Annotated in this window: 25 protein-coding genes; 8 read left to right on the top strand and 17 right to left on the bottom strand. The window is 62.0% G+C overall.

Annotation, left to right across the window (positions count from 1 at the left end):
* Positions 1 to 133: 133 nt before the first annotated feature.
* Positions 134 to 586 (top strand): ferric iron uptake transcriptional regulator, encoded by a 453-nt coding sequence (gene fur, locus Q8O29_RS14650; RefSeq protein ID WP_305564032.1) that lies wholly within the window; start codon positions 134 to 136, stop codon positions 584 to 586.
* A 153-nt stretch (positions 587 to 739) separates the two neighbouring features.
* On the opposite strand, the gene hprK is transcribed toward fur, so the two are convergent.
* From hprK to hpf, 3 genes are all read right to left on the bottom strand, one after another.
* Positions 740 to 1,690, bottom strand: a complete 951-nt coding sequence (gene hprK, locus Q8O29_RS14645; RefSeq protein ID WP_305564030.1) for an HPr(Ser) kinase/phosphatase — start codon at positions 1,688 to 1,690, stop codon at positions 740 to 742.
* A 43-nt stretch (positions 1,691 to 1,733) separates the two neighbouring features.
* Complete coding sequence (locus tag Q8O29_RS14640) at positions 1,734 to 2,207, bottom strand: PTS sugar transporter subunit IIA (RefSeq protein ID WP_305564028.1); 474 nt, start codon at positions 2,205 to 2,207, stop codon at positions 1,734 to 1,736.
* Positions 2,208 to 2,341: 134 nt separating this feature from the next.
* Positions 2,342 to 2,671: a ribosome hibernation-promoting factor, HPF/YfiA family gene (hpf, locus tag Q8O29_RS14635; protein ID WP_305564026.1), complete on the bottom strand. Its 330-nt coding sequence runs from the start codon at positions 2,669 to 2,671 to the stop codon at positions 2,342 to 2,344.
* Positions 2,672 to 3,150: 479 nt separating this feature from the next.
* On the opposite strand from hpf, the gene Q8O29_RS14630 reads away from it, so the two are divergent.
* Positions 3,151 to 4,377, top strand: a complete 1,227-nt coding sequence (locus tag Q8O29_RS14630) for a patatin-like phospholipase family protein (RefSeq protein ID WP_305564024.1) — start codon at positions 3,151 to 3,153, stop codon at positions 4,375 to 4,377.
* Positions 4,378 to 4,580: 203 nt separating this feature from the next.
* On the top strand, positions 4,581 to 5,567 hold the full coding sequence (corA, locus tag Q8O29_RS14625; RefSeq protein ID WP_305564021.1) for a magnesium/cobalt transporter CorA: 987 nt from the start codon (positions 4,581 to 4,583) through the stop codon (positions 5,565 to 5,567).
* Positions 5,568 to 5,608: 41 nt separating this feature from the next.
* Here corA and Q8O29_RS14620 read toward each other — a convergent pair whose 3' ends face one another.
* The 6 genes from Q8O29_RS14620 to purE all read right to left on the bottom strand — a co-directional run bounded on the left by Q8O29_RS14620 (position 5,609) and on the right by purE (position 10,097).
* The gene (locus Q8O29_RS14620; protein WP_305564019.1) at positions 5,609 to 6,454 is read right to left on the bottom strand and encodes an ATP-binding protein; all 846 of its coding nucleotides are present in this window, start codon (positions 6,452 to 6,454) and stop codon (positions 5,609 to 5,611) included.
* 29 nt (positions 6,455 to 6,483) lie between these two features.
* Positions 6,484 to 6,774, bottom strand: coding sequence for a nucleotidyltransferase family protein (locus Q8O29_RS14615; protein ID WP_305564017.1), 291 nt, complete (start codon positions 6,772 to 6,774; stop codon positions 6,484 to 6,486).
* A gap of 98 nt (positions 6,775 to 6,872) precedes the next feature.
* Entirely contained in the window at positions 6,873 to 7,244 is a 372-nt protein-coding gene (locus Q8O29_RS14610) for a hypothetical protein (protein WP_305564015.1), read from the bottom strand.
* Positions 7,245 to 7,393: 149 nt separating this feature from the next.
* A complete protein-coding gene (locus tag Q8O29_RS14605) occupies positions 7,394 to 8,374 on the bottom strand; it encodes an L-threonylcarbamoyladenylate synthase (protein ID WP_305564014.1) in 981 nt (326 codons plus the stop codon).
* Positions 8,371 to 9,591, bottom strand: a complete 1,221-nt coding sequence (locus tag Q8O29_RS14600) for a 5-(carboxyamino)imidazole ribonucleotide synthase (RefSeq protein ID WP_305564012.1) — start codon at positions 9,589 to 9,591, stop codon at positions 8,371 to 8,373. The genes Q8O29_RS14605 and Q8O29_RS14600 overlap by 4 nt, the downstream gene beginning before the upstream one ends.
* The gene (purE, locus tag Q8O29_RS14595; RefSeq protein WP_305564010.1) at positions 9,588 to 10,097 is read right to left on the bottom strand and encodes a 5-(carboxyamino)imidazole ribonucleotide mutase; all 510 of its coding nucleotides are present in this window, start codon (positions 10,095 to 10,097) and stop codon (positions 9,588 to 9,590) included. The genes Q8O29_RS14600 and purE overlap by 4 nt, the downstream gene beginning before the upstream one ends.
* Positions 10,098 to 10,269: 172 nt before the next feature.
* Here purE and trxA point away from each other — a divergent pair, with 172 nt between their 5' ends.
* Complete coding sequence (gene trxA, locus Q8O29_RS14590) at positions 10,270 to 11,169, top strand: thioredoxin (RefSeq protein WP_305564054.1); 900 nt, start codon at positions 10,270 to 10,272, stop codon at positions 11,167 to 11,169.
* 156 nt (positions 11,170 to 11,325) lie between these two features.
* On the opposite strand, the gene Q8O29_RS14585 is transcribed toward trxA, so the two are convergent.
* Positions 11,326 to 12,372 carry a homocysteine S-methyltransferase family protein gene (locus tag Q8O29_RS14585; protein ID WP_305564008.1) on the bottom strand — a complete coding sequence of 349 codons (1,047 nt, stop codon included), beginning with the start codon at positions 12,370 to 12,372 and terminating at the stop codon, positions 11,326 to 11,328.
* 146 nt (positions 12,373 to 12,518) lie between these two features.
* Between Q8O29_RS14585 and Q8O29_RS14580 the strand changes: the two genes are divergently transcribed.
* Together Q8O29_RS14580 and recQ are read left to right on the top strand one after the other, a co-directional pair.
* The gene (locus Q8O29_RS14580) at positions 12,519 to 12,911 is read left to right on the top strand and encodes a rhodanese-like domain-containing protein (protein WP_305564006.1); all 393 of its coding nucleotides are present in this window, start codon (positions 12,519 to 12,521) and stop codon (positions 12,909 to 12,911) included.
* A gap of 96 nt (positions 12,912 to 13,007) precedes the next feature.
* Complete coding sequence (recQ, locus tag Q8O29_RS14575; RefSeq protein WP_305564004.1) at positions 13,008 to 14,882, top strand: DNA helicase RecQ; 1,875 nt, start codon at positions 13,008 to 13,010, stop codon at positions 14,880 to 14,882.
* Between the two features lie 410 nt (positions 14,883 to 15,292).
* Here recQ and Q8O29_RS14570 read toward each other — a convergent pair whose 3' ends face one another.
* From Q8O29_RS14570 to Q8O29_RS14550, 5 genes are all read right to left on the bottom strand, one after another.
* Complete coding sequence (locus Q8O29_RS14570) at positions 15,293 to 16,024, bottom strand: 5'-methylthioadenosine/adenosylhomocysteine nucleosidase (RefSeq protein ID WP_305564002.1); 732 nt, start codon at positions 16,022 to 16,024, stop codon at positions 15,293 to 15,295.
* Positions 16,025 to 16,091: 67 nt separating this feature from the next.
* Complete coding sequence (locus Q8O29_RS14565; protein ID WP_305564000.1) at positions 16,092 to 17,780, bottom strand: long-chain-fatty-acid--CoA ligase; 1,689 nt, start codon at positions 17,778 to 17,780, stop codon at positions 16,092 to 16,094.
* A gap of 159 nt (positions 17,781 to 17,939) precedes the next feature.
* On the bottom strand, positions 17,940 to 19,373 hold the full coding sequence (locus tag Q8O29_RS14560; RefSeq protein WP_305563998.1) for an NAD(P)(+) transhydrogenase (Re/Si-specific) subunit beta: 1,434 nt from the start codon (positions 19,371 to 19,373) through the stop codon (positions 17,940 to 17,942).
* Positions 19,370 to 19,696 (bottom strand): NAD(P) transhydrogenase subunit alpha, encoded by a 327-nt coding sequence (locus Q8O29_RS14555; protein WP_305563996.1) that lies wholly within the window; start codon positions 19,694 to 19,696, stop codon positions 19,370 to 19,372. The genes Q8O29_RS14560 and Q8O29_RS14555 overlap by 4 nt, the downstream gene beginning before the upstream one ends.
* Positions 19,697 to 19,766: 70 nt before the next feature.
* The gene (locus Q8O29_RS14550; protein WP_305563994.1) at positions 19,767 to 20,882 is read right to left on the bottom strand and encodes a Re/Si-specific NAD(P)(+) transhydrogenase subunit alpha; all 1,116 of its coding nucleotides are present in this window, start codon (positions 20,880 to 20,882) and stop codon (positions 19,767 to 19,769) included.
* Between the two features lie 136 nt (positions 20,883 to 21,018).
* On the opposite strand from Q8O29_RS14550, the gene Q8O29_RS14545 reads away from it, so the two are divergent.
* Both Q8O29_RS14545 and mnmA read left to right on the top strand, forming a co-directional pair.
* The gene (locus tag Q8O29_RS14545) at positions 21,019 to 21,516 is read left to right on the top strand and encodes an NUDIX hydrolase (protein WP_305563993.1); all 498 of its coding nucleotides are present in this window, start codon (positions 21,019 to 21,021) and stop codon (positions 21,514 to 21,516) included.
* A gap of 36 nt (positions 21,517 to 21,552) precedes the next feature.
* On the top strand, positions 21,553 to 22,776 hold the full coding sequence (gene mnmA, locus Q8O29_RS14540) for a tRNA 2-thiouridine(34) synthase MnmA (RefSeq protein WP_305563991.1): 1,224 nt from the start codon (positions 21,553 to 21,555) through the stop codon (positions 22,774 to 22,776).
* Between the two features lie 163 nt (positions 22,777 to 22,939).
* On the opposite strand, the gene Q8O29_RS14535 is transcribed toward mnmA, so the two are convergent.
* Positions 22,940 to 24,361: a MipA/OmpV family protein gene (locus Q8O29_RS14535; protein WP_305563989.1), complete on the bottom strand. Its 1,422-nt coding sequence runs from the start codon at positions 24,359 to 24,361 to the stop codon at positions 22,940 to 22,942.
* A 200-nt stretch (positions 24,362 to 24,561) separates the two neighbouring features.
* Complete coding sequence (ssb, locus tag Q8O29_RS14530) at positions 24,562 to 25,062, bottom strand: single-stranded DNA-binding protein (RefSeq protein WP_305563987.1); 501 nt, start codon at positions 25,060 to 25,062, stop codon at positions 24,562 to 24,564.
* Between the last annotated feature and the right edge of the window lie 4 nt (positions 25,063 to 25,066).

Below are 25,066 nucleotides of genomic sequence, written 5' to 3'. Positions count from 1 at the left end.
GGTGTAGCGATATGATTGATCATTGTAGCGGCAGGGTGTTCGCACCCTCATGGGTGCCCGTCAGCCCGCCGGGCCAGCGCCATGCCTTCCTGCTTTGACCCGCTTTTGCCCCACTTTTCTCCGGGATACCGCCATGAGCAATATCGACGAACTCAAAAATACCGGTCTGAAAGCCACCCTGCCGCGCCTGAAGATCCTGGAGATTTTTCAAGCGGGCAAACAGCGGCACATGACAGCGGAAGATGTTTTCAGGGTGCTGCTGGAAGACCGCTCGGACATCGGGCTGGCCACGGTGTACCGGGTGCTCACGCAATTCGAGCAGGCGGGTCTGCTCAACCGCAGCAACTTCGAGTCCGGCAAGGCCGTGTATGAAATCAACGAAGGCCAGCACCACGACCACCTGGTGTGCCTGGATTGCAGCCGGGTCGAAGAGTTTTACGACGCAGAAATTGAAAAGCGGCAACATGCTGTGGCCCAGGCCAAGGGTTTTACGATTGCCGATCACTCGCTGTCCATCTACGCCAACTGCACCAAGGACAAGTGCCCGCACCGCAGCGCAAACCCGGTGCGCCACCACCACGCCTGAGTCTTCGCACAAAAAATGCCGGTAGCCCTTGATTAGTGGGCGCAAGCAGCTATGAATTCAATAGCAAAATGTGTGGGCAAGCTTGTCGCTGTCACACCGCTCCTTCGACAAGCTCAGGACGAACGGAATCAGCGAGCGACCGTGGGGGCCAGGTCAGCCGCCCCGCTCCATCGCCTGGCGGTGCCGCTCGACAAACTCCTGATACGTGTCGATGCCACGCAGTTGCAGGATGACGTTGCGCACAGCGGCCTCCACCAGCACGGCAATGTTGCGGCCCGCCACCACCTGAATTACCACCTTGCGCACCGGAATACCGAGCACGTCCTGCGTCAGCGGCTCATACGGGATGCGTTCGTACTCGCGCTCCAGGGTCTCGCGCCGCACCAGGTGCACGATCAGCTTGAGCCGCATCTTGCGGCGCACTGCGGTCTCGCCAAAAATCGCCTTGATGTCGAGCAGGCCGATGCCGCGCACTTCGAGCAGGTTTTGCAGCAACTCCGGGCATCGGCCCTCAATCGTGGTCTGGTTGATGCGGTACAAATCCACCGCGTCATCGGCCACCAGACCGTGGCCGCGCGAGATCAGCTCCAGGCCCAGCTCGCTTTTGCCCAGGCCGGACTCGCCGGTGATCATCAGGCCCACGCCCAGGATGTCCATGAACACACCGTGCATGGAGGTGCGATCAGCAAAATGTTTGGACAGGTAGGCGCGCAACACGTCAATCACAAAAGCCGCCGACTCTTTGGTCGCAAACATCGGAATCTGGGCACGCTCGCACATCGACAGCAAGGTATCGGGCGCCACCTGGCCGTCGGCAATGATCAGCACCGGCGGCTCCAGCGTGACAATGCGCGCGATGCGGCGGGCGCAGTCCTCCGGGCTGCCGTTGCTGAGGTAAGCGATTTCGCGCTCGCCAAGCAGTTGCACCCGGTAGGGGTGGATGTAGTTGAGATAACCGACCAGGTCGGCGCCGGAGCGAGCGGCACGCACCGCCACCTCATCAAAGCGCCGTTCGGACGCACCCAGGCCGGCCACCCACTCCCACTTCAGCGCGGCGCGGTGGTCCTCGAACAGGACATCGGCGCTAACGACGGTGGGCTTCATGCCTGGGTTTTCAGGGACACCTGTGTCAGGTCACGGCGCATGTTCAGGAACTGACCGCATGGCTGGACTGCCAGGAGGCGATCAGCTGGTGCAGGGCAGCCGCGTCGGTGCTGGCCTTGAGCTGCTCGCGCAGGGCGCTGTCGCTGAGAAGTTCGGCGATCTCGGACAGGATTTCCAGATGTTTCTGGGTTGCCGCTTCGGGCACCAGCAGGAAAATCAGCAAGCCGACGGCCTGTTCGTCGGGTGCATCAAAACCGATAGGTGCGTGCAACTGGAACACCGCCGCCATCGGCGCCTTCAGGCCCTTGATGCGGCCATGCGGAATCGCCACGCCGTGGCCCAGACCGGTCGAGCCGAGGCGCTCACGCGCGAACAAGCTGTCGGTGATCAGGGCGCGGTTCAAACCGTGCTGATTTTCAAACAGCAAGCCGGCTTCTTCAAAAGCGCGTTTTTTGCTGGTGGCTTCAACACTCACCAGTACTTGGGCGGAAGGCAGAATTTGCGAAAGACGGTTCATAACGATCTTTTAGTCGCCGAATTATGCACTTTCATACGCATGGATACCATCCGGCGCATAAAAAAGCCGCCTGACTGCACAGACGGCTTTTCCGTACCACTTTTAAGCCAGCCGCCGCAGCGGCTGCGCGCCCGTCAGGCTTGACGCTTGGCGGCAATGTGGTGGTGGTCCTGGGTTTTGGTCTTGTAACGCCCGACCTGGCGGTCCAGCTTGTCGGTCAGCTCATCGACCGCAGCATACAAATCAGCATGCGAACTTTCGGCAAACAGATCACGCCCTTTGACATGCACATTGCACTCTGCCCTTTGGCGCCGTTCTTTTTCCTTCATGTTATCAATCGTCAACAAAACTTTTACATCGACAACCTGATCAAAATGCCGGGTAATTCGATCCAGCTTGCTGGTCACGTAGCCGCGCAGGGCGGGGGTAACTTCAAGATGGTGGCCGCTGATCGTCAAGTTCATAAAGAGACTCCTTTTCCATGGCTGGATGAGGGTTTAAAAACACCGACTGGCCCAAGCGGCAAGGCGGCGGACGGACAACTTTCTTGGTTTCACTATGCGCCTGAAGCCGGGCAAACGCAATCCTGCGGCGCAAGAAAAAATGAAACAAGTCCAAAGGGCATCACGCCCGTGCGCGGCCCACCTCGCAAACTCGGCGACGTGATTGATTTGTATGAATTTTTTGATGTTTTTCCTGTTTTCGACAGCCGGCCAGATGCAAGAATTGGCGGTCAAGGTCGCCAGCTCCATCGCGCAAGGCCCCCCAATTTGGTCAGGATTGGGCCGGTCCCGAAGACCAGACGCTCAAGATGTGGCCCTAAAATCCTTGCCACTTTCTTCACCCTGCCTCCGAGTGCAGCGCATGAACACCTATTTGGCCCACTTTTGCCTGCATCCAGGGTTGTCCCCAGGTGACTCAGCGGACGGGGCGGCCATGCGCCATGTCACTTGAAACGATTATTTCCTACGGCCTGACACGGCCTGACGAAAACCTCAACGCGCTGGTGCTGATGGGCGGTGGTGCCCGCACCGCTTACCAAGCTGGCGTGCTGCAGGCAGTGGCCCGCATCGTGGGCCCGCAAAACGAGGCCAGGAAAGATCCGCGTTTCCCATTCAAAATCCTGGTCGGTACGTCGGCCGGCGCGCTCAATACCTGCTACCTGGCCAGCCGAGCCAGCGAGGGCCTTGCGGCGTTCGAGCAACTTGCCCGTTTTTGGACCACCTTGCGGTCAACACAGGTCTACCAACTCAAGGTGCCAGGCTGGATGCGCGCCAGCCGGATTGCAACCGCCTTGTTTCTGTCGCAACAGGCCAGGAAACAGCAGGCTTTTTTAAACAATACACCGCTGGTGGACACGCTGCACCGGGCGATTTCACTGACCCATATCGACCAAGCGCTGCAGGACAACACCCTGCTGGCACTGGCGGTGACGGCTTCCAGCTACACCAGCGGCGTGCACTGGACTTTTTGCCAGACGGCGGGCGCCGGCACCGGCTTGTGGGACCGACCCGGCCGGCGAGCTGAGTTCCAGCCCATCACGATTGAGCATCTGATGGCCTCCAGCGCCATTCCCTTCCTGTTTCCCGCCACCCCTTTGTGGGTCGACAACCGCCTCGAATTTTTTGGCGACGGCTCGATGCGCCAGAGTTCACCGCTGTCGCCGGCGCTGCACCTGGGCGCGAACAAAATCATGGTCATCGGTGTCGGTCAGCCAGAACGCGCCGGCCTGGCGGGCAACGGCAATCCGGCCATTGCAGCCAGGCCGACGCTGGGTGCGATTGCCGGGCACGCCCTGGCCAGCGTTTTTCAGGACACCTTGCAGGCCGATGTCGAGCAAGCCCAGCGCGTGAGCAAAACACTGCGCCAGATGCCGCGCGAGATCGCGGCCGTCATGCCCTACCGGCCTATCGAGGTGCTGGCGATTTCGCCCTCCCAATCGCTCGATGCGCTGGCCCAGGCACATGTCGGCGAGCTGCCCACCGCGACCTACAACGCGCTGGCTGGTCTGGGCGCGCTCGGCGCGCGGGGCAGTCCCAGCGGCGCGGCATTGGCGAGTTACCTGCTGTTTGAGCCCGGTTTCCTCAAGGCACTGATGGCGCTGGGAGAACGGGATGCCTATGCGCGCAAGGATGAATTGCTGGCATTTTTTGATGTGCTCCAGGCCTGATTCGGGCCTGCCAAAGCCGGGCTGGTGCCATAATCACGCGATCTTGAGAATGGAGAAATCCTTGGAAAGCAGCCCCAGTCGCTAGCTTTCAACGCCGCAGACTGTTGTTGCCGGGGTTGAAAGCGTTGCCACCCTTCGCAACCCCGCCGACCCACCCGGCCTGATGCCCGGTGTCGGCGCCCCAAACTGATTGGGAGCCAGTCATGCTCAATATTTTCACGCTCGCCAACGGGCGGCTGTTCCAGGAAGAAATTGAATCTCTGGAAGAGTTGTCCAAATTCCAGCCGATCTGGGTAGACCTGGAGTCGCCGACGCTTGAAGAAAAACGCTGGATCAAGCAGTACTACGGCCTGTCGATCCCGGAAGACGCGATGGACGAGGACATCGAGGAGTCCGCGCGTTTTTACGAAGAAGACAACGGCGAGTTGCACATTCGCTCTGACTTCCTGATTGCCGACGACGATGAGCCGCGCACGGTGCGGGTCGCTTTCATCCTGAACCTGGTCAACGACAACCTCAAAAGCAAGGGCGTGCTGTTCTCGATCCACGACGAGGATGTGCCGGTGTTTCGCCTGCTGCGTATGCGCGCACGCCGGGCGCCGGGACTGATCGAGGACGCTAAAGAAGTGCTGCTCAAACTGTTTGACGCCGATGCCGAGTATTCGGCCGACACGCTGGAGAACATCTACGTCGAGCTGGAAAAAGTCAGCACCAAGGTGCTGTCGGGCGATGTGACCGATGCGCTGGCCGGCGAGGTGCTGGGCGCCATCGCGCGCCACGAGGATTTGAATGGCCGTATCCGCCGCAATGTGATGGACACGCGCCGCGCCGTCAGCTTCATGATGCGCAGCAAGATGCTCAATGCCGAGCAGTTCGAGGAAGCGCGCCAGATCCTGCGCGACATCGACTCGCTGGACTCCCACACCGCCTTCCTGTTCGACAAGATCAACTTCCTGATGGACGCCACCGTCGGTTTCATCAACATCAACCAGAACAAGATCATCAAGATTTTTTCTGTGGCCAGCGTGGCCCTGCTGCCACCGACGCTGATCGCCAGCGTCTACGGCATGAACTTCAAGCTCATGCCCGAGCTGGACTGGGCACTCGGTTATCCCTATGCCCTGCTGCTGATGGCAGCCAGCGCGGTGGTGCCAATGTGGTACTTCAGAAAGCGTGGCTGGTTGAAGTAGGCCGTGCGGTCGAGCCGACATCCTGGCCGCAATAGCAGTCTTCAGGCCCCAGGCAGGGTGAAGTAGATCGTCGCACCCTCTTCAACCGCAGCCTCGGCCCAGATCTTTCCGCCGTGCCGCGTCACGATCCGCTGCACCGTCGCCAGGCCCGCGCCGAGGCCGGGGAAGTCCGACGAGACATGCATGCGCTGGAAGATGCCGAACAATTTTTCAGCATGGGCCATGTCAAAGCCCGCGCCCTGGTCGCGGACAAAGTACACCGTCTCGCCATCCGCTCCGGCCTGGCTACCGACGGTAATGAAGGTCTTGTCCTTTTTGGCGCTGAACTTCCAGGCATTGCCGGCCAGATGCTCCACCAGTTGCTTGAGCAGTGCCGGGTCGCCCTGGGCGATCAGGCCCGGCTGCACATCGACCTGAGCCAGGCGCGCGGGCTCAGCCGCCTGCAAGGCTGCGAGCGCAGCCTGCGCCAGCGCGCCAAGGTCCACCGCCTGCACCGCCATCGGCGCGCGCAGCAGGCGCGACACCACCAGCAGCGCACCGATCAGCTCGTTGATATTGGCCACACCCAGCCTGAGCCGTTGCAGATAATGTTTGCTGCGCTCGACATCGCCCTTGGCCGAGGCGCCCTCCAGCAGCCGGCTGAAGCCGTCGATGGTGCTCAGCGGCGCGCGCAGGTCGTGCGAGACCGAGTAGGAAAAATTTTCGAGCTCTTTGTGGGCTGCTGCCACATCGGCGCTGCGCTGGTTCAGCTCGTCCTCCAGCAAGCCGGTGATGCGCAGGATTTCCTGCTCAGCGGCAGCGGGGTCGCTGCCCTCGCGCAATTGCTCCAGCAAGGCGGCCATGGCGGGTACGGCGCTGACTTTGGGGGATTCAGGAGTTGGTGTCATGCCAAGCGGTCATAGCAGGCTGGTGCGGTTCATACCGCAATGGCCTCACGCAACACTTGCTCACGAAAGCGGGGCTGCAGGCCATTGGGGGTAAGAACATCCACCTCAATGCCAAGCAAACGCTTTAACTCGTACCGGATCGCGCCGATATCCATCAATGTGGTCTGCGCCGTGGGCTCAACCAGCAGATCCAGATCGCTGTCCACACCGTCCTCGCCCGTGAGGACCGACCCAAACACGCGAACGTCACTGACACGGTGGCTCAGCGCAATCTCGCGGATGCGTGTCCTGTGCAGGGAAAGGGCTTCTGAGGGGCGCATGGTGCCAAGTTTAGTACCAATAGCCGGCTTCACCCTCTGATCCCAATCAGCAGCCACAGATAGAGGTCAACGTCCATGTTCGGGTAACGATTGAGCGACTATTTGATCGCGTTAATCGTGTCCTGAATTTCAAACGTAAGTTTTGCACTCTTTTCCGGATCCTCATTCCACTCTGTCAATAAAGACTCAAGTAGTCTTTTGGTGAGTACGTCATATTCTGGAAAGTGACGGAGTTCATAAATAAATGCGCGTTGACTGACCAGCTTCAACATCCCTACGCCATCAGCCCCTGTACTGATATTGCGAAGCAAGGTGTGATATCTCTCATAGCGTTGATTTTTTAATTCATCTCTGCGCACAGACACGTAGCGAAATGCAGACATCGTCAGGACGATAAGCGAAAGTAGGAATGCAAACACCGTAAATACAACACCCATCTCATTCAGGTTTTGGCGTATCCATTCCCACATAAATATTCTCCGGATGTCTACTTTGAATCACCATTCAAAACCTTGGCCTGACTAATTCGAGCGAATAGCCGACCCACGCACAACAACCTTATCGCACTCCGGTTGCATCCCTTGCGGTAATTGCCACCTCACGAACCGTCCAACAGGCGTCAATCCGCAGCCGCCCGACCCAGCCGATCCCGCACACCGTCCCACTCGGGACCTAGAGGCGGGTGTTCAATCCAGATCAGCTTGACACCCTGCGCATCAAAGCCGCGCAGCACCGCAAACAGTTGCTGCGCCGTGGCCAGCGCGTCGTCCGGCATGCGGCGGTAAATCACCTTGTCCGAGGTGATGCGTACGATGGAACGGGCATACACCGCGATGTGAGCGGCGTCGGTGCCCAGCAGATCCAGCGCCGCCTGCACGGCGGCGGCGTCCATCAGGCGCACCCTGGCGTTGGGTGCGTAGTGCGATTCGAGTGTGCCGGAGGCGCGCGGGGCGGCGTCGCTCAGAAACTCCTCGTTGTCCAGCACTGGCTCGCCGCAGGCGGCTTCGAGTTGCGCGCGTGTGAACACGCCGGGGCGCAGCAGCACCGGCCGGCCGCGCGTGCAGTCAACAATGCTTGATTCGATGCCGACCTCGCATGCGCCGCCGTCGAGCACCAGCAGGCTGTCGCCCAACTCTTCGGCGACATGTTTTGCGGTGGTTGGACTGACGCGGCCGAAACGGTTGGCACTCGGCGCGGCCACACCAGTGGCACAGGCCTTGAGCAGTGCCTGCGCTACCGGGTGAGACGGGCACCGCAGGCCAATCGAGTCTTGCCCGCCCGCAGCCGCCGCCGCCACGCCGGGTTGGCGTTGGAGAATCACGGTCAGCGGGCCGGGCCACAGCGCCTTCATCAGGCGTTCGGCAAACGGGGGGATATTAAGCGCGTAATCGGTCACCTGCGCCGGGTCGGCCACATGCACGATCAGCGGGTGCTCACTGGGCCGGCCCTTGGCGGCGAAGATGCCAGCGACTGCACTGTCGCTGGACGCATCGGCGCCCAGGCCGTACACCGTCTCGGTCGCAAAGCCGACCAGGCCGCCGGCGCGGATCACGCGCGCTGCCTCGGCAATTGCCGCCGGGTCCTTGCCGTCGCGAATCATCCCAAACAGTCCAAGCCGGGCAGCCCCAGAACTTGCGCCGCCTGGCGCGCAACAGCCCGCACCGAGGCCACGTCGGCGCCGGTGATGGTGAGGTGGCCCATCTTGCGTCCGGCACGCGCTTCGAGTTTGCCGTACAGGTGCAGGTGGGTGCCGGGCAGGGCCAGCAGGGTTTGCCAGTCGGGCGTGCGTGCCTGACCTGCGGCGTCCAGCCACATATCGCCAAGCAGGTTCAGCATGATGGCCGGCGAATGCTGGCGCGGCTGCGGCAGCGGCAAACCGGCCAAGGCGTGCACCTGCAGGTCAAACTGCGAGACATCGCAAGCGTCCAGCGTGTAGTGGCCGCTGTTGTGCGGGCGCGGCGCCATTTCGTTGACCACCAGTGCGCCGTCGGCACTGCCGTCGTCGATGACAAAAAACTCGACACACAACACACCCACATAGCCGATGTGGGTTGCTATCGATTCCGTAGCTGCTCGCGCCCGCTGCGCAAGGGCTGGAGGCATATTTCCTTCATAAGCTGAGGTCACGGCCAGAATGCCGTTCACATGCACGTTGTACTGCGGCGCAAAGCCCACGATGCGGCCGTCCCAGCCGCGCGCCACGATGACCGAACACTCGGCCTTCAGCGGCAGCAGCTTTTCCAGCACGCAGGGCACGCCCTTCAACTCGGCCCACGCCACCGCAAGCTCGGCCATGTTTCGAACACGCACCTGGCCCTTGCCGTCATAACCCATGCGCGCGGTTTTCAGAATGCCGGGCAGCAGATCGGCTGGCACGGCGCGTAGCTGTTCCGCTGTGCTGATGACCGCATAAGGCGCGCAACTGACGCCTGCCACACCGGCGCTGGCCGTGAAATGGGCTTTTTCCTCGATGCGGTTTTGCGCAATCGCCACCGCCGCTGCGCCGGGCGCCACCGGCCGGCTGGCGGCCAGCGCGCGCAGCGCCTCGGCCGGCACGTTTTCAAATTCGGTGGTGATGGCGGCGCACAGCGATGCCAGTTGCGCCAGGCCGGCTGCATCGCTGTAGCCGGTCTGGATGTGGTGGTGGCTGACGCGGCCGGCCGGGCTGTCAACATCGGGGTCGAGCACGGCGGTGAAATAACCGAGGCGCTGCGCGGCATGCACAAACATGCGGCCCAGTTGGCCGCCACCCATCACGCCCAGGGTAGCGGGCTGGCCAGTCGCATCGACAGAGCCCGGGAAAATCGGAAGATTCATGCAGGAGGCAAGGTCATTGCGCGGGCGGCGGCAGTCTGCTCGGCGCGAAAGGCCTGCAGCTTGTCGGCCAGGGTTTTGTCATGGGTGGCCAGCATGGCCACCGCAAACAGGGCGGCATTGGCGGCCCCGGCGTTGCCAATGGCGAAGGTGGCCACCGGCACACCTTTGGGCATTTGCACAATGCTGTGCAGCGAATCGACGCCCTGCAAATGGTTGCTGGCCACCGGCACGCCGAGTATGGGCACGGCAGTTTTGGCCGCCAGCATGCCCGGCAGGTGCGCTGCGCCGCCAGCCCCGGCAATGATGGCCTGCAGCCCGCGCCCGGCGGCCTGCTCGGCATAGGCAAACAGCTCGTCTGGCATGCGGTGCGCCGAGACCACACGTGCCTCGTGCGCCACGCCGAACTGCTGAAGAATCTGCACGGCATGCTGCATGGTGGCCCAGTCGCTGCTGGAGCCCATCACCACGCCCACAAGCGGCGCCTTCTGATCTTGCGTTGTTGTCATGTTTGTCTTCCGGAGCCTGCTGTGCCGTTAATCGTTCGATGTCAACAACGATTTTACGGGCTGCTCAGGGCTCTGCGCCGCCGCCCCGCCGCCCGGCGCGTGCTATCGTGCCTGCGCGGCGCGTTTTGCGTCAGTTGAAAACAGCCTTAACAACCCCTATTTGTCCAGCACCATGATCGACGCCACCACTGCCAATTTTGAAGACGAAGTCATTGCGGCTTCCATGACCATCCCTGTGCTGATTGATTTCTGGGCGCCCTGGTGCGGGCCCTGCAAATCACTCGGTCCCATCCTCGAGAAGGTCGAAATCGCTTACGGCGGACGCTTCAAGCTGGTGAAGATTGACTCCGACCAGGAGCAGCAACTGGGCGCCGCCTTTGGCATACGCAGCATCCCGACCTGCATATTGATGGTGAACGGCCAGCCAGTGGACGGCTTTCAGGGCGCGCTGCCCGAAGGCAAGGTCAAGGAGTTTCTGGACAAGCACCTGCCACCGGCCGAAGAGCTGCCGCCGCCTGAAGAAGAAGTCGCAGAACCGGAAGACAGCAGCCCGGCCACCGTGCTGGAAAAACTCAAGGCTGCCGTCGCCAACGACCCGACCAACGACCACGCGCTGTTTGACTATGTGCGCCTGCTGCTGCAGCACGGCCAGGTCGCGCATGCCCAGGCGGCGTTTGCGCCGGCCCTGCCCAAAGTAGCGCTGGTGCGCAAGTTTGAAGCTCTGCAACACTGGTTTACTGCTATTGAATCAGGAGCTGTTTACGCAGACGGGGAAAGGGCTAAAGCCGAATTTGATGCCAAACTTCTGGCCAACAAGCGTGATTTCGAAACGCGTTTTGCACTGGCCCAGTGGCACATGAGCCAGCAGCAGTGGGTGGCGGCGATGGACGAGTTGCTGGAAATTTTGATGCGCGACAAGTCCTGGAACGAAGAGCTGGCGCGCAAGACCTTTGTCTCGATTCTGGAGATCATCGAGCCGCCCAAAATCAAGGTCGCCGACGGGCAGATTCCGCCGGATGATCCTGTTGTGGCGACTTATCGCCGACGCTTGAGCAGTGTGGTGCTGAGCTGATTTTTCGGGCTGCCGACTTCTCACGGTTCAATCTGTGCTTTTGTAGGTCGCCAGCAAGCCGGGGGTTGCTGGCACACCCCAACCGTTGGAGGTTAAGACGGCTTCGACAGGCTCAGCCCGAACGGTGATAGAGGTGGCCTCGACCCTTCATCAAGCTCAGGCCGCTTCCTTGTAAAAGAACCCCCGCTGGATGCTGCGCGGCGCCAGCGGCTCGACCGCCTGATGGATGGCGCCAATGTGCTCCGGCGTCGTGCCGCAGCAACCACCCACAATATTGACCAGGCCTTCGGCCGCGAACTCGCGCAGCAGGCGCGAGGTCACGTCGGGGGTTTCGTCGAAACCGGTGTCGCTCATCGGGTTGGGCAGGCCGGCGTTCGGGTAGCAGCTGATGTAGGTGTCACCTGCCACCCGCGCCAGCTCCTGGATGTAGGGGCGCATCAAGGCCGCGCCGAGTGCGCAGTTCAGGCCGACGGCCAGCGGCTGGGCGTGGCGGATGCTGTGCCAGAAGGCGGTGACGGTCTGGCCGCTCAGGATACGGCCCGAGGCGTCGGTCACCGTGCCGCTGATGATCAGCGGCAGGCGCTCGCCGCTGTTGTCAAAGTACTCGTCAATCGCAAACAGCGCCGCTTTGGCGTTGAGCGTGTCGAAAATGGTTTCGACCAGCAACACGTCGGCGCCGCCCTTGACCAGCGCCTCGGTCTGCTCGTAATAGGCCTTGCGCAGCTCTTCAAAGCTGGTGTTGCGTGCGCCCGGGTCATTGACGTCGGGGCTGATACTCGCGGTTTTGGGTGTGGGTCCAAGCGCACCGACAACAAACCGCGGCTTGTCGGGCGTGGAAAATTTGTCGCAGGCCGCGCGGGCCACCCGCGCGGATTCGTAATTCATCTCGACCGCCAGATCGGCCATATCGTAATCGGCCTGGGCCACGGTGGTGGCGCCAAAGGTGTTGGTCTCCACCATGTCGGCGCCGGCCGCCAGGTAGCCTTCGTGGATGTCCTGAATCACATCGGGCCGGGTCAGGCTGAGCAACTCGTTGTTGCCCTTGACGTCCTTGTGGAAGTCCTTGAAACGCTCGCCCCGGTACTGCGCCTCGTTGAGCTTGAAGCGCTGGATCATGGTGCCCATGGCGCCGTCGAGAATGGCGATGCGTTTTTCGAGGATGGCGGGGAGCGCCGCGCCGCAGGTGTAGATGGCTTGCTTCATGCCCCGATTTTAAACTTTTCGCCCCCACGCTTTTCACTTCGTGTAATGCGCTGCCCCCCGAAGGGGCTAATTTTCCTTGGGGCGGCCCGGCGGAAAATTCCCGCGCCGCTTTGCCCGACAATAAGGCTTCAGCCTGGATCCGATCCATGAAACACCTCCCACCCCAAGAAGCCTGGGACTACCTCCAGCAGCACCCCGACGCCCTGTTTGTCGATGTGCGCATGGAGATCGAGTCGCTGTACGTGGGCCGGCCGCCCGGCGTGGTCAACGTGCCCTGGTACGAGTACCCCGACCTGACGCCGGATGCGAAGAAGTTTGCCGATGCGGTGGCGCGTGAGGCCAGCAGCAAGGAGCAGCCGGTGTTGCTGATCTGCCGGTCCGGCCAGCGCACACTGGCCGCCGGCCAGGCGCTGGAAGCCGCAGGTTTTGCCGAGGTGATCAACATCGTGCACGGTTTCGAGGGCGAGCTCGATGAGCAGTTCCAGCGCTCCACCCTGAGCGGCTGGCGTTTTGAAGGCCTGCCCTGGGAGCAGATGTAGCCGATTTTTTAGTCAAGTCTGGCTCTAGCCCATATCCAGTGGGCATAAGCAGCTATTGATTTAATAGCAATTTTTTCTGTCCTGACGCACCCCACCTTGCCGCACACCTCGCCCCCCCCCTCCCCGCTGGACATCCTGGGCCAGGTTTTCGGCTATTCCGATTTTCGCGGTCCGCAACAGGCCATCGTCGAGCATGTGGTGGGCGGCGGCGACGCGCTGGTGCTGATGCCCACGGGTGGCGGCAAGTCGCTGTGTTACCAGATCCCGGCCATCGTTCGGCAAAATGCCGGCCATGGCGTGACGGTGGTGATCTCGCCGCTGATTGCGCTGATGCACGACCAGGTGGGCGCGCTGCATGAGGCCGGCGTCTCTGCCGCCTTCCTCAACTCCACCCAGACGCAGGAAGAAAGCAGCGCGCTCGAAAAGCAGTTGCTGCGCAACGAGCTGACGCTGCTGTACGCCGCGCCCGAGCGCATCAACACGCCGCGCATGAAGGGCCTGCTGGGCTCGCTGCACGAGCGCGGTTTGCTGAGCCTGTTCGCGATTGACGAGGCGCATTGCGTGAGCCAGTGGGGCCACGACTTCCGGCCCGAGTACCGAAGCTTGAGCCTGCTGCACGAAACCTTTCCCGACGTGCCGCGTATCGCGCTGACGGCAACCGCCGATGCGCTGACGCGGCAGGACATGATTGAGCGGCTCAAGCTGGAGGATGCGCGCGAGTTTGTCAGCAGTTTTGACCGGCCCAATATCCGCTACACCATCGTCGAGAAGCTGGAGCCCACGCGCCAGTTGCTGCGTTTCATCGAAAGCGAACACGCCGGTGAAGCCGGTATCGTCTACTGCCAGTCGCGCAAACGGGTGGAGGAAATCGCCGACACACTGGCCGATGCCGGCATCAAGGCCATGGCCTACCACGCCGGCCTGGACAGCGCGCTGCGCCAACAACGCCAGGACCGCTTCCTGCGCGAAGAAGGCATGGTGATGGTGGCAACGATTGCTTTCGGCATGGGCATCGACAAGCCCGACGTGCGTTTTGTCGCGCACCTGGACATGCCGAAAAACATCGAAGGCTACTACCAGGAGACTGGGCGCGGCGGCCGCGACGGCCTGCCGGCCAACGCCTGGATGGCCTACGGTCTGCAGGACGTGGTGAACCAACGCCGCATGATAGACACCAGCGAGGCGGCCAGCGAAGAATTCAAACAGGTCATGCGCGGCAAGCTCGACGCGCTCTTGAGCCTGGCCGAAGACACGCGTTGCCGACGGGTCAGCCTGCTGCATTACTTTGGTGAGGACAGCCAGCCTTGTGGTAATTGCGACAACTGTCTGAGCCCGCCTGTGGTCTGGGACGCCACCGAAGCCGCCCGCAAGATGCTGAGCTGCATCTACCGCGTGCAACAGGCCAGCGGCATCAGCTTCGGCGCCGGCCACCTGATGGACATCCTGCGCGGCAAGACCACCGAGAAAGTGCTGCAGCACAGCCACGACAAACTCAGCACCTTCGGCATAGGCGTCGATCTGTCTGAAGTGCAGTGGCGCGGCGTGTTGCGCCAACTGATTGCCAAGGGCATGGTGCGGGTCGATCCGGACGCCTTCAACACCCTGCAGTTGCTGCCCGACGCGCGCCAGGTGCTCAAGGGCGAGGTCAGCGTGCTGCTGCGCGAGCAGGCCGCAAGCGGCGCGGGCGAGCGGCGCAAAAAAAGCACCAAGACCTCGGTCAAAGGCATGGCCGAGGCCTCACTCAACGCCGGCGCGCTGGAGCGCCTGGCCCGACTCAAGGCCTGGCGCGCCGAAGTGGCGCGCGAGCACAATCTGCCGGCCTTTGTGATTTTTCACGACGCCACCCTGCGCGCCATTGCTGAGCGCGCACCGCAGACCCTGACCGACCTGGAAGGCATCAGCGGCATAGGCGTCAAAAAACTCGAAGCCTACGGCAATGAAGTACTGCGTGTCTGCAACACAGATTCCTGACTATTGAGCGTTTCAAAACTCATGACCGTCGGCACGCTCAACCCCTCACCCCAGCCCTCTCCCGAAGGGCAAGGGTGAGAGTCGTCCAAATCACTGTCGGGTATTTGGAAAAGATCAATAAATCGGGCAGCGACCCATTGTTTATCAGCGAAGTTAGCTACAAAATCAATAGCAAATAACACGCCCGCCAGGTCTGCGGAGCACCGGCGCCGGGGCGCGGACCACCGCCGGTCAAGCCGACAGCCCCGGCAATCCGCCAGCAGCCGTGACAAAAACGCTTGCAAAATCGGAAGCCCCGTCGTATCTGAGCCAGATGCCGCAGGCGGTCAAGGACATGAACGACGGTTCGCGCAAAGCGATTCGCATGATCCCGCTTTGAAGGCCGTGGCGGGCCGCCCTGCGGCGTGCTTTTACAGCATCTCCAGCAGGTGCCGAACCATCGCCTGGGCATACAAACTGGCCACGTCTTTGACGAAGGCCGGGAAGTCCACATGCGCTGCGTCATCGGCACGGTCGGAGATCGTGCGCATCGCTGCAAACGGCAGGCCGTAGTCAAAACACACTTGCGCCACCGCCGCCCCTTCCATCTCCACTGCCAGCACCTCATGCCCGCCCTGCCCCAGCGCCGAGCGCAAGGACCGCGACTCGGTTGCGCCGGAGACAAAACGGTCACCGCTGGCGACCAGGCCGTGATGCAGCAGGGTCTTGGCCGGCAGGGCCAGGCTTTCGAGCCCGGCGCGGCTGGCCTGCACCAGCAAGGCCGTCAACGCCTTGTCACAGGCGAAGCGGGCTTGACCGTAGAGCGGCACCTCGTAACGCTGAAAAATCGGCGAGGCATCCATGTCATGCTGCATAAACTCGCTGGCCACCACCACGTCGCCGACCTGCACGCCCTCACCCAGGCCGCCGGCCACGCCGGTGAACACAATGCGGCTGACCTTGAAATGCTCGATCAGCGCCACGCTGGTGGTGGCGGCCGCGACCTTGCCGATGCGTGACAGCGCCAGCACCACAGGCTGGCCGTGCAGCCGGCCGTGCCAGAAGTCGCGCCCGGCGTGGCGGGTTTGTTGCGGATGCTCAAGCAGCGCAAGCAGGCCCTGCTGCTCTTCGGCCAGGGCACTGAGAATGGCGGTCGTTGTCATGGCTGCGAGTTTGCATCAAAAGAAAAGGCGGCCGGAGCCGCCTTTTCTGAAGGAGGGACGTCCCGCCTTACTTCTTGTCCCGCAATTCGCGGCGCAAAATTTTGCCGACCGGTGTTTTAGGCAACTCGGTGCGGAACTCCACCACCTTGGGCTGCTTGTAGCCGGTCAGGTTGGTTTTGCAGAACTCGCGCACCTGGGCTTCGGTCAGGTCCGGGTTTTTCTTGACGATGACCAGTTTCACCGCTTCGCCCGACTTCTCGTCGGCCACACCGACGCAGGCGCACTCCATCACGCCGGGCATGCCGCCCACCACGTCTTCGACCTCGTTCGGATAGACATTGAAGCCGCTGACCAGAATCATGTCTTTTTTGCGATCAACGATTTTGAAGAAACCGCGCTCGTCAACAGTACCAATGTCGCCAGATTTGAAGTAGCCGTCGGGCGTCATGACCTTGGCGGTTTCATCAGGCCGCTGCCAGTAGCCCGCCATCACCTGTGGGCCTTTGATGGCGATCTCGCCGGGCTGGCCCACCGGGGTGTCGTTGCCGTCATCGTCGAGCAGCTTGAACCAGGTGCTTGGGATCGGCACACCGATGGTGCCGGTGAAGACCTTGCTGTTGGTCGGGTTGCAACTGGCCGACGGCGAGGTCTCCGACAGTCCGTAACCTTCACAGATCGGGCAGCCGGTTTTCTCCAGCCAGAGTTTGGCCACCGCGCTGGTCACCGCCATGCCGCCGCCCAGGGAAATTTTCAGATGCGACCAGTCCACGGTGTTGAAGTCGGGGTGGTTGGCCAGCCCGTTGAACAAGGTGTTGACGGCCGGAAAGCTGTGAATCTTGTGTTTGGCCAGCTCCTTGAGCACCGCCGGCAGGTCGCGCGGATTCGGGATCAGGATGTTTTTTCCGCCGGTGCGCATGCCCAGCATCATGTTCACCGTGAAGGCGAAGATGTGATACAGCGGCAACGCGCAGACATAGGTCGGCTGCACGCCAGGCGTCAGGCTGGCCATGGCCGGGCCGTTCCAGGCTTCAGACTGCAACACGTTGGCAATCACATTGCGGTGCAGCAGCACGGCGCCCTTGGAGACACCGGTGGTGCCGCCGGTGTACTGCAGCACGGCCACATCGTCGGGCTTGATGTCTGGCCGCTTGAGCGTGCCGCGTGTGCCCTGGGCCACCGCATCGTTGAAGCGCACCGCGCCCGGCAGATTGAAGGTGGGCACCATCTTCTTGACGTTGCGCACCACGTAATTGACCAACGCGCCCTTGAGCATGCCGAGCTGGTCGCCCATGGCGGCCAGCACCACGTGTTTGACCGGCGTGTTGGCAATACATTGCTCCAGCGTGCCAGCGAAGTTCTCGATGATCACAATCGCCTTGGCGCCGGAGTCCTTGAGCTGATGCTCCAGCTCGCGCGGTGTGTACAGCGGGTTGACATTGACCACCACAAAACCGGCGCGCAGAATCGCCGCCACCGCCACCGGATATTGCGGCACATTGGGCATCATGATGGCCACCCGGTCACCTTTGGCCAGGCCCAGGCCCTGCAGATAGGCGGCAAAAGCCTGCGACAGGCTGTCGGTCTGGCCGAAGGTCACGTCTTTGCCCATGAAGCTGTAAGCCACGGCGGAGGCGTTTTTCTTGAAGCTTTCCTCCATCAGTGCCACCAGAGAGGCGTACTGTGACGCATCAATATCGGCAGGCACACCCGGGGGATAGGCGGTCAGCCAGGGACGCTCAAGGGTGGATGCATTCATGCTTGTCTTCTCCAGATGACGATTGAACAACTGCCACGAATTTTCGTGGCGCAACCCTCTGCGGGGCTATTACGTTTTCCCTAGGAAACCGGAGAATCAGAAGGGAGGGCCCTCTAATCGAGCTTGTTGGAGCAGCAAAAAGTGTCGGCTGTCCGCCATTCACTCAATCGCCTTGCCCATGTCTTCAATGACTTTTTTGGCATCGCCAAACACCATCATGGTCTTGTCCATGTAAAACAGCTCATTGTCCAGACCGGCATAACCGGCCGCCATCGAGCGTTTGTTGACGATGACCGTCTTGGCCTTGTAGGCCTCCAGAATCGGCATGCCGTAAATGGCGCTGCCCTTGACATGGGCGGCGGGGTTGACCACATCGTTGGCGCCCAGAATGATGGCCACGTCGGCCTGGCCAAACTCGGCATTGATGTCTTCCATCTCGAACACCTGATCGTAAGGCACCTCGGCCTCGGCCAGCAACACATTCATGTGGCCCGGCATGCGGCCGGCCACAGGATGGATTGCGTATTTGACCGTGACGCCCCTGTCGATCAGTTTTTGTGCCAGCTCCTTGACCGAATGCTGCGCGCGCGCAACTGCCAGGCCGTAACCCGGCACGATGATCACGGTTTCGGCATTGCCCAGAATGAAAGCGGCGTCATCGGCCGACCCCGACTTGACCGGGCGCTGCTCCTTGGCACCGGCCGCTGCCGTGCCCGCTTCGCCGCCGAAGCCGCCCAGGATCACGTTGAAGAAAGAGCGGTTCATCGCCTTGCACATGATGTAGGACAGGATGGCACCTGACGAGCCGACCAGGGAACCGGCGACGATCAGCATCGCGTTGTTCAACGAGAAACCGATACCGGCAGCGGCCCAGCCCGAATAGCTGTTGAGCATGGACACCACCACCGGCATGTCGGCGCCGCCTATGGGGATGATGATCAGCACGCCCAGCACAAAAGACAGGGCCAGCATCGCAAAAAACGCAGTCCAGTTGCCGGTGAACATGAACACCAGCCCGAGTGCCAGCGTGGCAATGCCCAACACCAGGTTCAGCATGTGCTGTCCGGAAAACGTGACCGGCGCCCCCTGAAACAGGCGGAACTTGTACTTGCCGCTGAGCTTGCCGAAAGCAATCACCGAGCCGCTGAAGGTGATGGCACCAATCGCAGCACCGAGGAACAACTCCAGCCGGTTGCCGGCGGGAATGGCTGCGGTGCCCAAACCGGAAGCCACGATGCCAAAGGCGCCGGGTTCGGCCATGGCCGCCACCGCAATGAACACCGCCGCCAGGCCGATCATGCTGTGCATGAAAGCCACCAGCTCAGGCATCTTGGTCATCTCGACACGTTGGGCCATCAGCGTGCCGGCGGCGCCACCGACCACCAGCGCGCCCAGCACATACACCATGCCAAAGGCCTTGCCACCGGAGATTTGCACAATCAGGGCACCGGTGGTCAACACGGCAATCGCCATGCCGACCATGCCGAACAGGTTGCCGCGAATCGAGGTGGTCGGATGCGACAGGCCCTTGAGCGCCTGGATGAAACAGACCGAAGCCACCAGGTACAGCAGCGTGACAACATTCATGCTCATTTGGCTGCTCCCGCGTCAGCTGAAACGGCCTTCTTCTCTTTTTTCCGGAACATCTCCAGCATGCGGCGCGTGACCAGAAAGCCGCCAAACACATTGACCGCCGCCAGTGCCACCGCCAGCACACCCATGGTTTTGCCCAGCGGCGTGACCGTCAGCGCAGCCGCCAGCATGGCGCCGACGATGACAATCGCCGAAATCGCATTGGTCACCGCCATCAGCGGCGTGTGCAGCGCGGGGGTGACGGTCCAGACGACGTGGTAACCCACGTAGATGGCCAGCACGAAGATGATGAGGTTGATGACGGTGGGGGATACTGCTTCCATGATGTTTCTTCCGTGTCCGTTGCGCTCAAGCTGCCGAACCCTTCGACAGGCCTGAGGCGAACGGGGTTTGTTATTTTCTTTTGACCTCACCGCCCTGCGTCATCAGGCAGGCCGCCACGATGTCGTCTTCCAGGTCGATGGAGAGCAGGCCTTCCTTGCTGACAATCAGCTTGAGGAAGTCCAGAAGGTTGCGGGCATAGAGCGCGCTGGCATCAGCAGCCACCAGCGCCGGCACATTGGTCTCGCCAATCAGCGTTACGCCGTGTTTGACCACGGTTTTGCCGGGTTCGGTCAGCGGGCAGTTGCCGCCCTGCGGTGCGGCCAGATCCACAATCACGCTGCCGGGTTTCATGGCCTTGACCATGTCCTCGGTCACCAGCACCGGCGCAGCGCGGCCGGGGATCAGTGCGGTGGTGATCACGATATCGGCCTGGGCCACGCGTTTGGCCACCTCGGCTTTTTGCCGCTCCAGCCAGCTTGGCGGCATCGGCTTCGCGTAACCGCCGACCCCGACAGCAGCTTCGCGCTCCTCGTCGGTTTCATACGGCACGTCGATGAACTTGCCGCCCAGCGACTCCACCTGCTCCTTGACGCTGGGGCGCACGTCGCTGGCCTCGATCACCGCGCCCAGGCGTTTGGCCGTGGCAATCGCCTGTAGGCCGGCCACGCCGACGCCCAGAATCACCACACGGGCGGCCTTGACGGTGCCGGCGGCGGTCATCAGCATCGGGAAGAAGCGCTGGTAGCTGTTGGCCGCCAACATGACGGCCTTGTAGCCAGCGATGTTGGCCTGCGACGAGAGCACGTCCATGCTTTGCGCACGGCTGGTGCGTGGCGCGGCTTCCAGTGCAAACGCCGTCAGTTGCGCGCCGGCCAGGCGCTGCAGGCCGGCGGCATCAAACGGGTTGAGCATGCCGACCAGCACCGTGCCGGCTTTGGCCAGGCCAATCTCGCTGTCCAGCGGGCAACGCACCTTGAGCACGATGTCGCAACCGTAGGCAGTGGCAGCGTCGCCAATTTCAGCGCCGACCGCTACATAAGCTTCATCGGGAACGCTGGCGGCCACACCGGCACCCGATTGGATGACGACCGTATGGCCTTGGGCTTTGAGTTTTTTGGCCGTCTCGGGCGTGACGGCAACGCGTGTTTCCCCTGCCGTGATTTCGGCTGGTACCCCAATTCGCATGGGTGTCTCCTCGTGGCGTGTAAGTAGTTCTACGTGAAATTTAAAGCTGTCGGCTAGCTTACATGAGTTTCGCGCCGTTTTGGCCGCGCGGTGAGCGCGCGCCGGCCGGGCGGTGCGGCCCCCGGATAATGCGCCCATGAACTCACGTTGGAAACCCAGTGTCACCGTTGCCGCCATCATCGAACGCGAGGGCAAATTTCTGCTGATCGAGGAGCATACGCAGGACGGCCTGCGCCTGAACAACCCGGCCGGCCACCTGGACCCCGGTGAAAGCCCGATCCAGGGTTGCGCCCGCGAGACGCTGGAAGAAACCGCCTTTCACTTCACCCCTGGCGCGCTGGTCGGTATTTATATGTCCCGCTTTGAGAAAAGCGTGCCCGGCAAGGACCAGGCGCTGGACATCACCTACCTGCGTTTCGCGTTTTGCGGCACGCTGGGTGACGAAGTGGTGGGGCAGGCGCTCGACGAAGGCATTGTGCGCACCCTGTGGCTCAGCCCCGACGAAATCCGGGCCTGCGTTCCGCTGCACCGCAGCCCGCTGCTGCTGACCTGCATGGAAGACTACCTGGCCGGCAAGCGTTACCCGCTGGCGCTGGTCACCACCGACCCCAGCGTCTACGACGCAAAACCCTGACGACGTCCGTTTAAAGCCGCCCCCCTAAAATCGGTTATGCAAAAACAACGCATCGTGGTCGGTTTGAGCGGAGGCGTGGACTCTGCGGTGACGGCACACCTGCTCAAACAGCAGGGCCACGAGGTTGTCGGCATCTTCATGAAGAACTGGGAAGATGACGACGACAGCGAATTCTGCTCGTCGAACATCGACTTTGTGGACGCCGCCGCCGTGGCCGACGTGATCGGCATCGAGATCGAACACGTCAATTTTGCCGCCGACTACAAAGACCGGGTGTTTGCCGAGTTTTTGCGCGAATACCAAGCCGGCCGCACGCCGAATCCCGACATTCTGTGCAATGCCGAGATCAAGTTCAAGGCCTTTCTGGACCACGCGATGCGGCTGGGTGCCGAAAAAATCGCGACCGGGCATTACGCCAGGGTTCGCCGCGTTGCGGCTCCCTCTGGCTCCATGCCCTTTGGGCCTATTGATGAATCGCACGCGACCGCGCGCGATAGCGCCCGTCCCTTCGATGGACACTATCAGTTGCTCAAGGGGCTGGACCCGGCGAAGGACCAGAGTTACTTTTTGCACCGCCTGAACCAGGCGCAGCTATCGAGCACGCTGTTTCCGGTCGGTGAGTTGAGGAAGACCGAGGTGCGGCGCATCGCTGACGAGATCGGCCTGCCCAACGCGAAGAAAAAGGACTCGACCGGCATCTGTTTCATCGGCGAGCGGCCCTTCCGCGACTTCCTGAACCGCTACATCGCCAAGGCGCCCGGTCCGATCAAAAACGACCAGGGCCGCGTGCTCGGCGAACATGTGGGCCTGAGTTTTTACACGCTGGGCCAGCGCCAGGGCCTGGGCATAGGCGGCGTGAAGGCGCGCGGCGCCGAGCTCAAGGCGGTGCAGGCCCTGGGCCAGCGCGGGCTGGGCGAGCACGAACCCTGGTTTGTGGCTCGCAAGGAAATGGCTAGCAACACCTTGTGGGTGGTGCAGGGCCACGATCACCCCTGGCTGCTGTCCACCGAACTGCAGGTGCAGGACTGTAGCTGGGTCGCCGGTGCACCGCCCGAAGCCGGCACGATGGCGGCAAAAGCGCGCTACCGCCAGGCCGACGCAAGCTGTGACTTGGTCCACCCCTCAGCAACCGACGCAGAACTCCACTTTGAGCATCCGCAATGGGCGGCGACGCCGGGCCAGTCGGCGGTGCTGTACCAGGGCGAGGTCTGCCTGGGCGGCGGCGTCATTGCGTCGAGCAACGTGCAAAACCTCGGCTGAAGGCTTGTCTTGCCCCCTCTCCCTCTGGGGGAGGGTTGGGGTGAGGGCGAATACGACCTGATCGCTTGCTTTTTATAAGCAAAATCCGTCTCCAGCCCATACCAGACAAGTGCAAGCAGCTATTGTTTTAATAGCAAACCAATCTCCCTCAACTCCCAACAACTTACAGCACGGTTTCAATGTAGGTGTAGATGTAGTTGGAGCCGCCGTTGACGTTGCCCAGCAGGCGTGAGGAACCGAAGATGCCGGAGCGGTGCGACACGCCGAAGCCGAGGTAGGTGTCTTTCAGGCCGGGGCGGCCGATCAGGTCGCCCAGGCTGACGTCGATGCTCGGGTCCAGGTAACTGAGCAAGCGCGAGGGCGAGCGTCCGCGCGCCGCCTGGCTGCTGGATTCGGCATAGGGCGCACGCTGCGCCAGCGACACGCCTACACCCAGGCCGAGCCGGGTCTTGACCCGCTCGCTCCACGGAAAGCCGTAGTAATACGCCTTCATGAAGGCGTCGAGCTGCAGGCCGTTGGGAGCCAGCCCGCGGTCGTCGTGCTGCAGCAGGCCGACATAACCGACGATGTCCAGCGGCCAGCCGTTGAGCTGCTCGATGAAGGGTTTGCCGACCTGCACACCCGCAATGCGCGTCGAGTTGACCTTGGCCGTGGAGGCACAGCGCAAGGTGATGATTTTCGCCAGGTGGCAACCGTCTTCGGTCGATTTTCCGTACAGCAGCTTGAGGTAAGTCGGCGAAGTTTCCTGCGTCCAGTGGCCCTTGTAGGTGCCGAAGTCATAGGCGGCGCCGATGAACACGCCGGTCTGCGCAGACTTGCCGATGATGGGGCTGGCCTTGACCTTGTCGTCCAGAAAGGTGCGGGTCACGCCACCGAGCAGGCGCCAGCCTTCGCTCAATTCGTAAGTGGCGTACAGACCCAGCGTGGTGTTGACGCCGCTGCCAGGCGCGTAGGCCGGCCGCGTTGTGGTGGCTTCGCCAGGCCGCACGCCGTAGTAGTAATTGTTGAGCTTGGCGCTGCGGGCGGCCAGCGTCAAACTGGGCCGCAACGCGAGCCGTCCCGAGCGCCAGTCGTAAGCGTAGGACAGGCGCAACTCGCTGCCCTTGGAAAACCCGGCGGCGTCTTGCAAATACTCGGCCTGCAGCGTGCCCCAGGGCTGGCGGTAGCGGTAAGACACACCGGCGTCCAGGCCCGAGCCGCGCTCGGCCATGCCGGCCAGGCTGGGCGGAATCCGGTCGTCGGCATACCCTTCGAAGCGCTGGTCGAGGAAAAGATCAACACGCTGGGCGCCGTCGTCCAGCAACTTGAGTCCGGCGCGGCTGCCATGCAGAAACACGCGTTTGCCTTCATACAGGTACAGCGGCAGCAGGTCATAACGGGTACCGCCACCGACATAAGGCGACTGCTCAGCGCGCACCGCGAGACCCAGGCCGGCACTGCCGGGGGTACTGAGCAAATCGCTGAGGGGGTCAGTGTTGGCATGCACCGGCGTCAGACCTGCGGCGGCGAGCAGGGCCGCACCCAGCCAGCCGGTCAAGCGCTGGGACCGCAGGGAAGATGTCGTGTGATGGTGGTTCGGGCGCATGGGTGGCTTCTCAGGTCGTGGGGTTGGCAGGAGATTTCATCCTAGCCAACAAAACGCTCCAAAAAAGCCCGCGCGCCAGAACAAGGCCAGCGCCTACACGGTGTCACGGCGGCTGGTGACAAAAAGCGTTGTTTAAAAATGCATCTGCCCGGCGTGCGCAGAGCGCAGGCCGGGCAGAAGAAATATCGAAAACCGGAAGATTAAAACGGGATGTCATCGTCCATGTCGTCAAAACCGCTGGCAGCCTTGGTCGGCGCCGGTGGGCGCGGGGCCGCTGCGGGGGCGCGCGGCGCGGCTGCTGGTGGGCGCGGATACTGGCGCTCGCCGCCCTCCTCACCGCCGTCATTGCCGCCCGGACCACCCATGCCTTCACGGCTGCCGAGCATCTGCATCTCGCTGGCGATGATGTCGGTGGCGTATTTCTCGACGCCGTCTTTGTCGGTGTACTTGCGGGTTTTCAGGCGGCCCTCGATATAAACCGAGCGGCCTTTCTTGAGGTATTCGCCCACAATTTCGGCCTGGCGGCCAAAAAAGCTGATGCGGTGCCATTCGGTCTCTTCGACCATTTCGCCAGCCTTGTTCTTGTACTTGCTGCTGGTGGCCAGCGCGATGTTGGCCACGGCGTCGCCGCTGGGCATGTAGCGCACTTCGGGGTCGCGGCCCAGGTTGCCGACGAGAATGACTTTGTTGACGGATGCCATGGCG

Source organism: Polaromonas sp. (genome assembly GCF_030689685.1).
In the GTDB taxonomy this organism is placed as follows: Bacteria; Pseudomonadota; Gammaproteobacteria; order Burkholderiales; family Burkholderiaceae_C; genus Polaromonas.
This window is presented reverse-complemented; position numbering and strand designations above follow the sequence as displayed.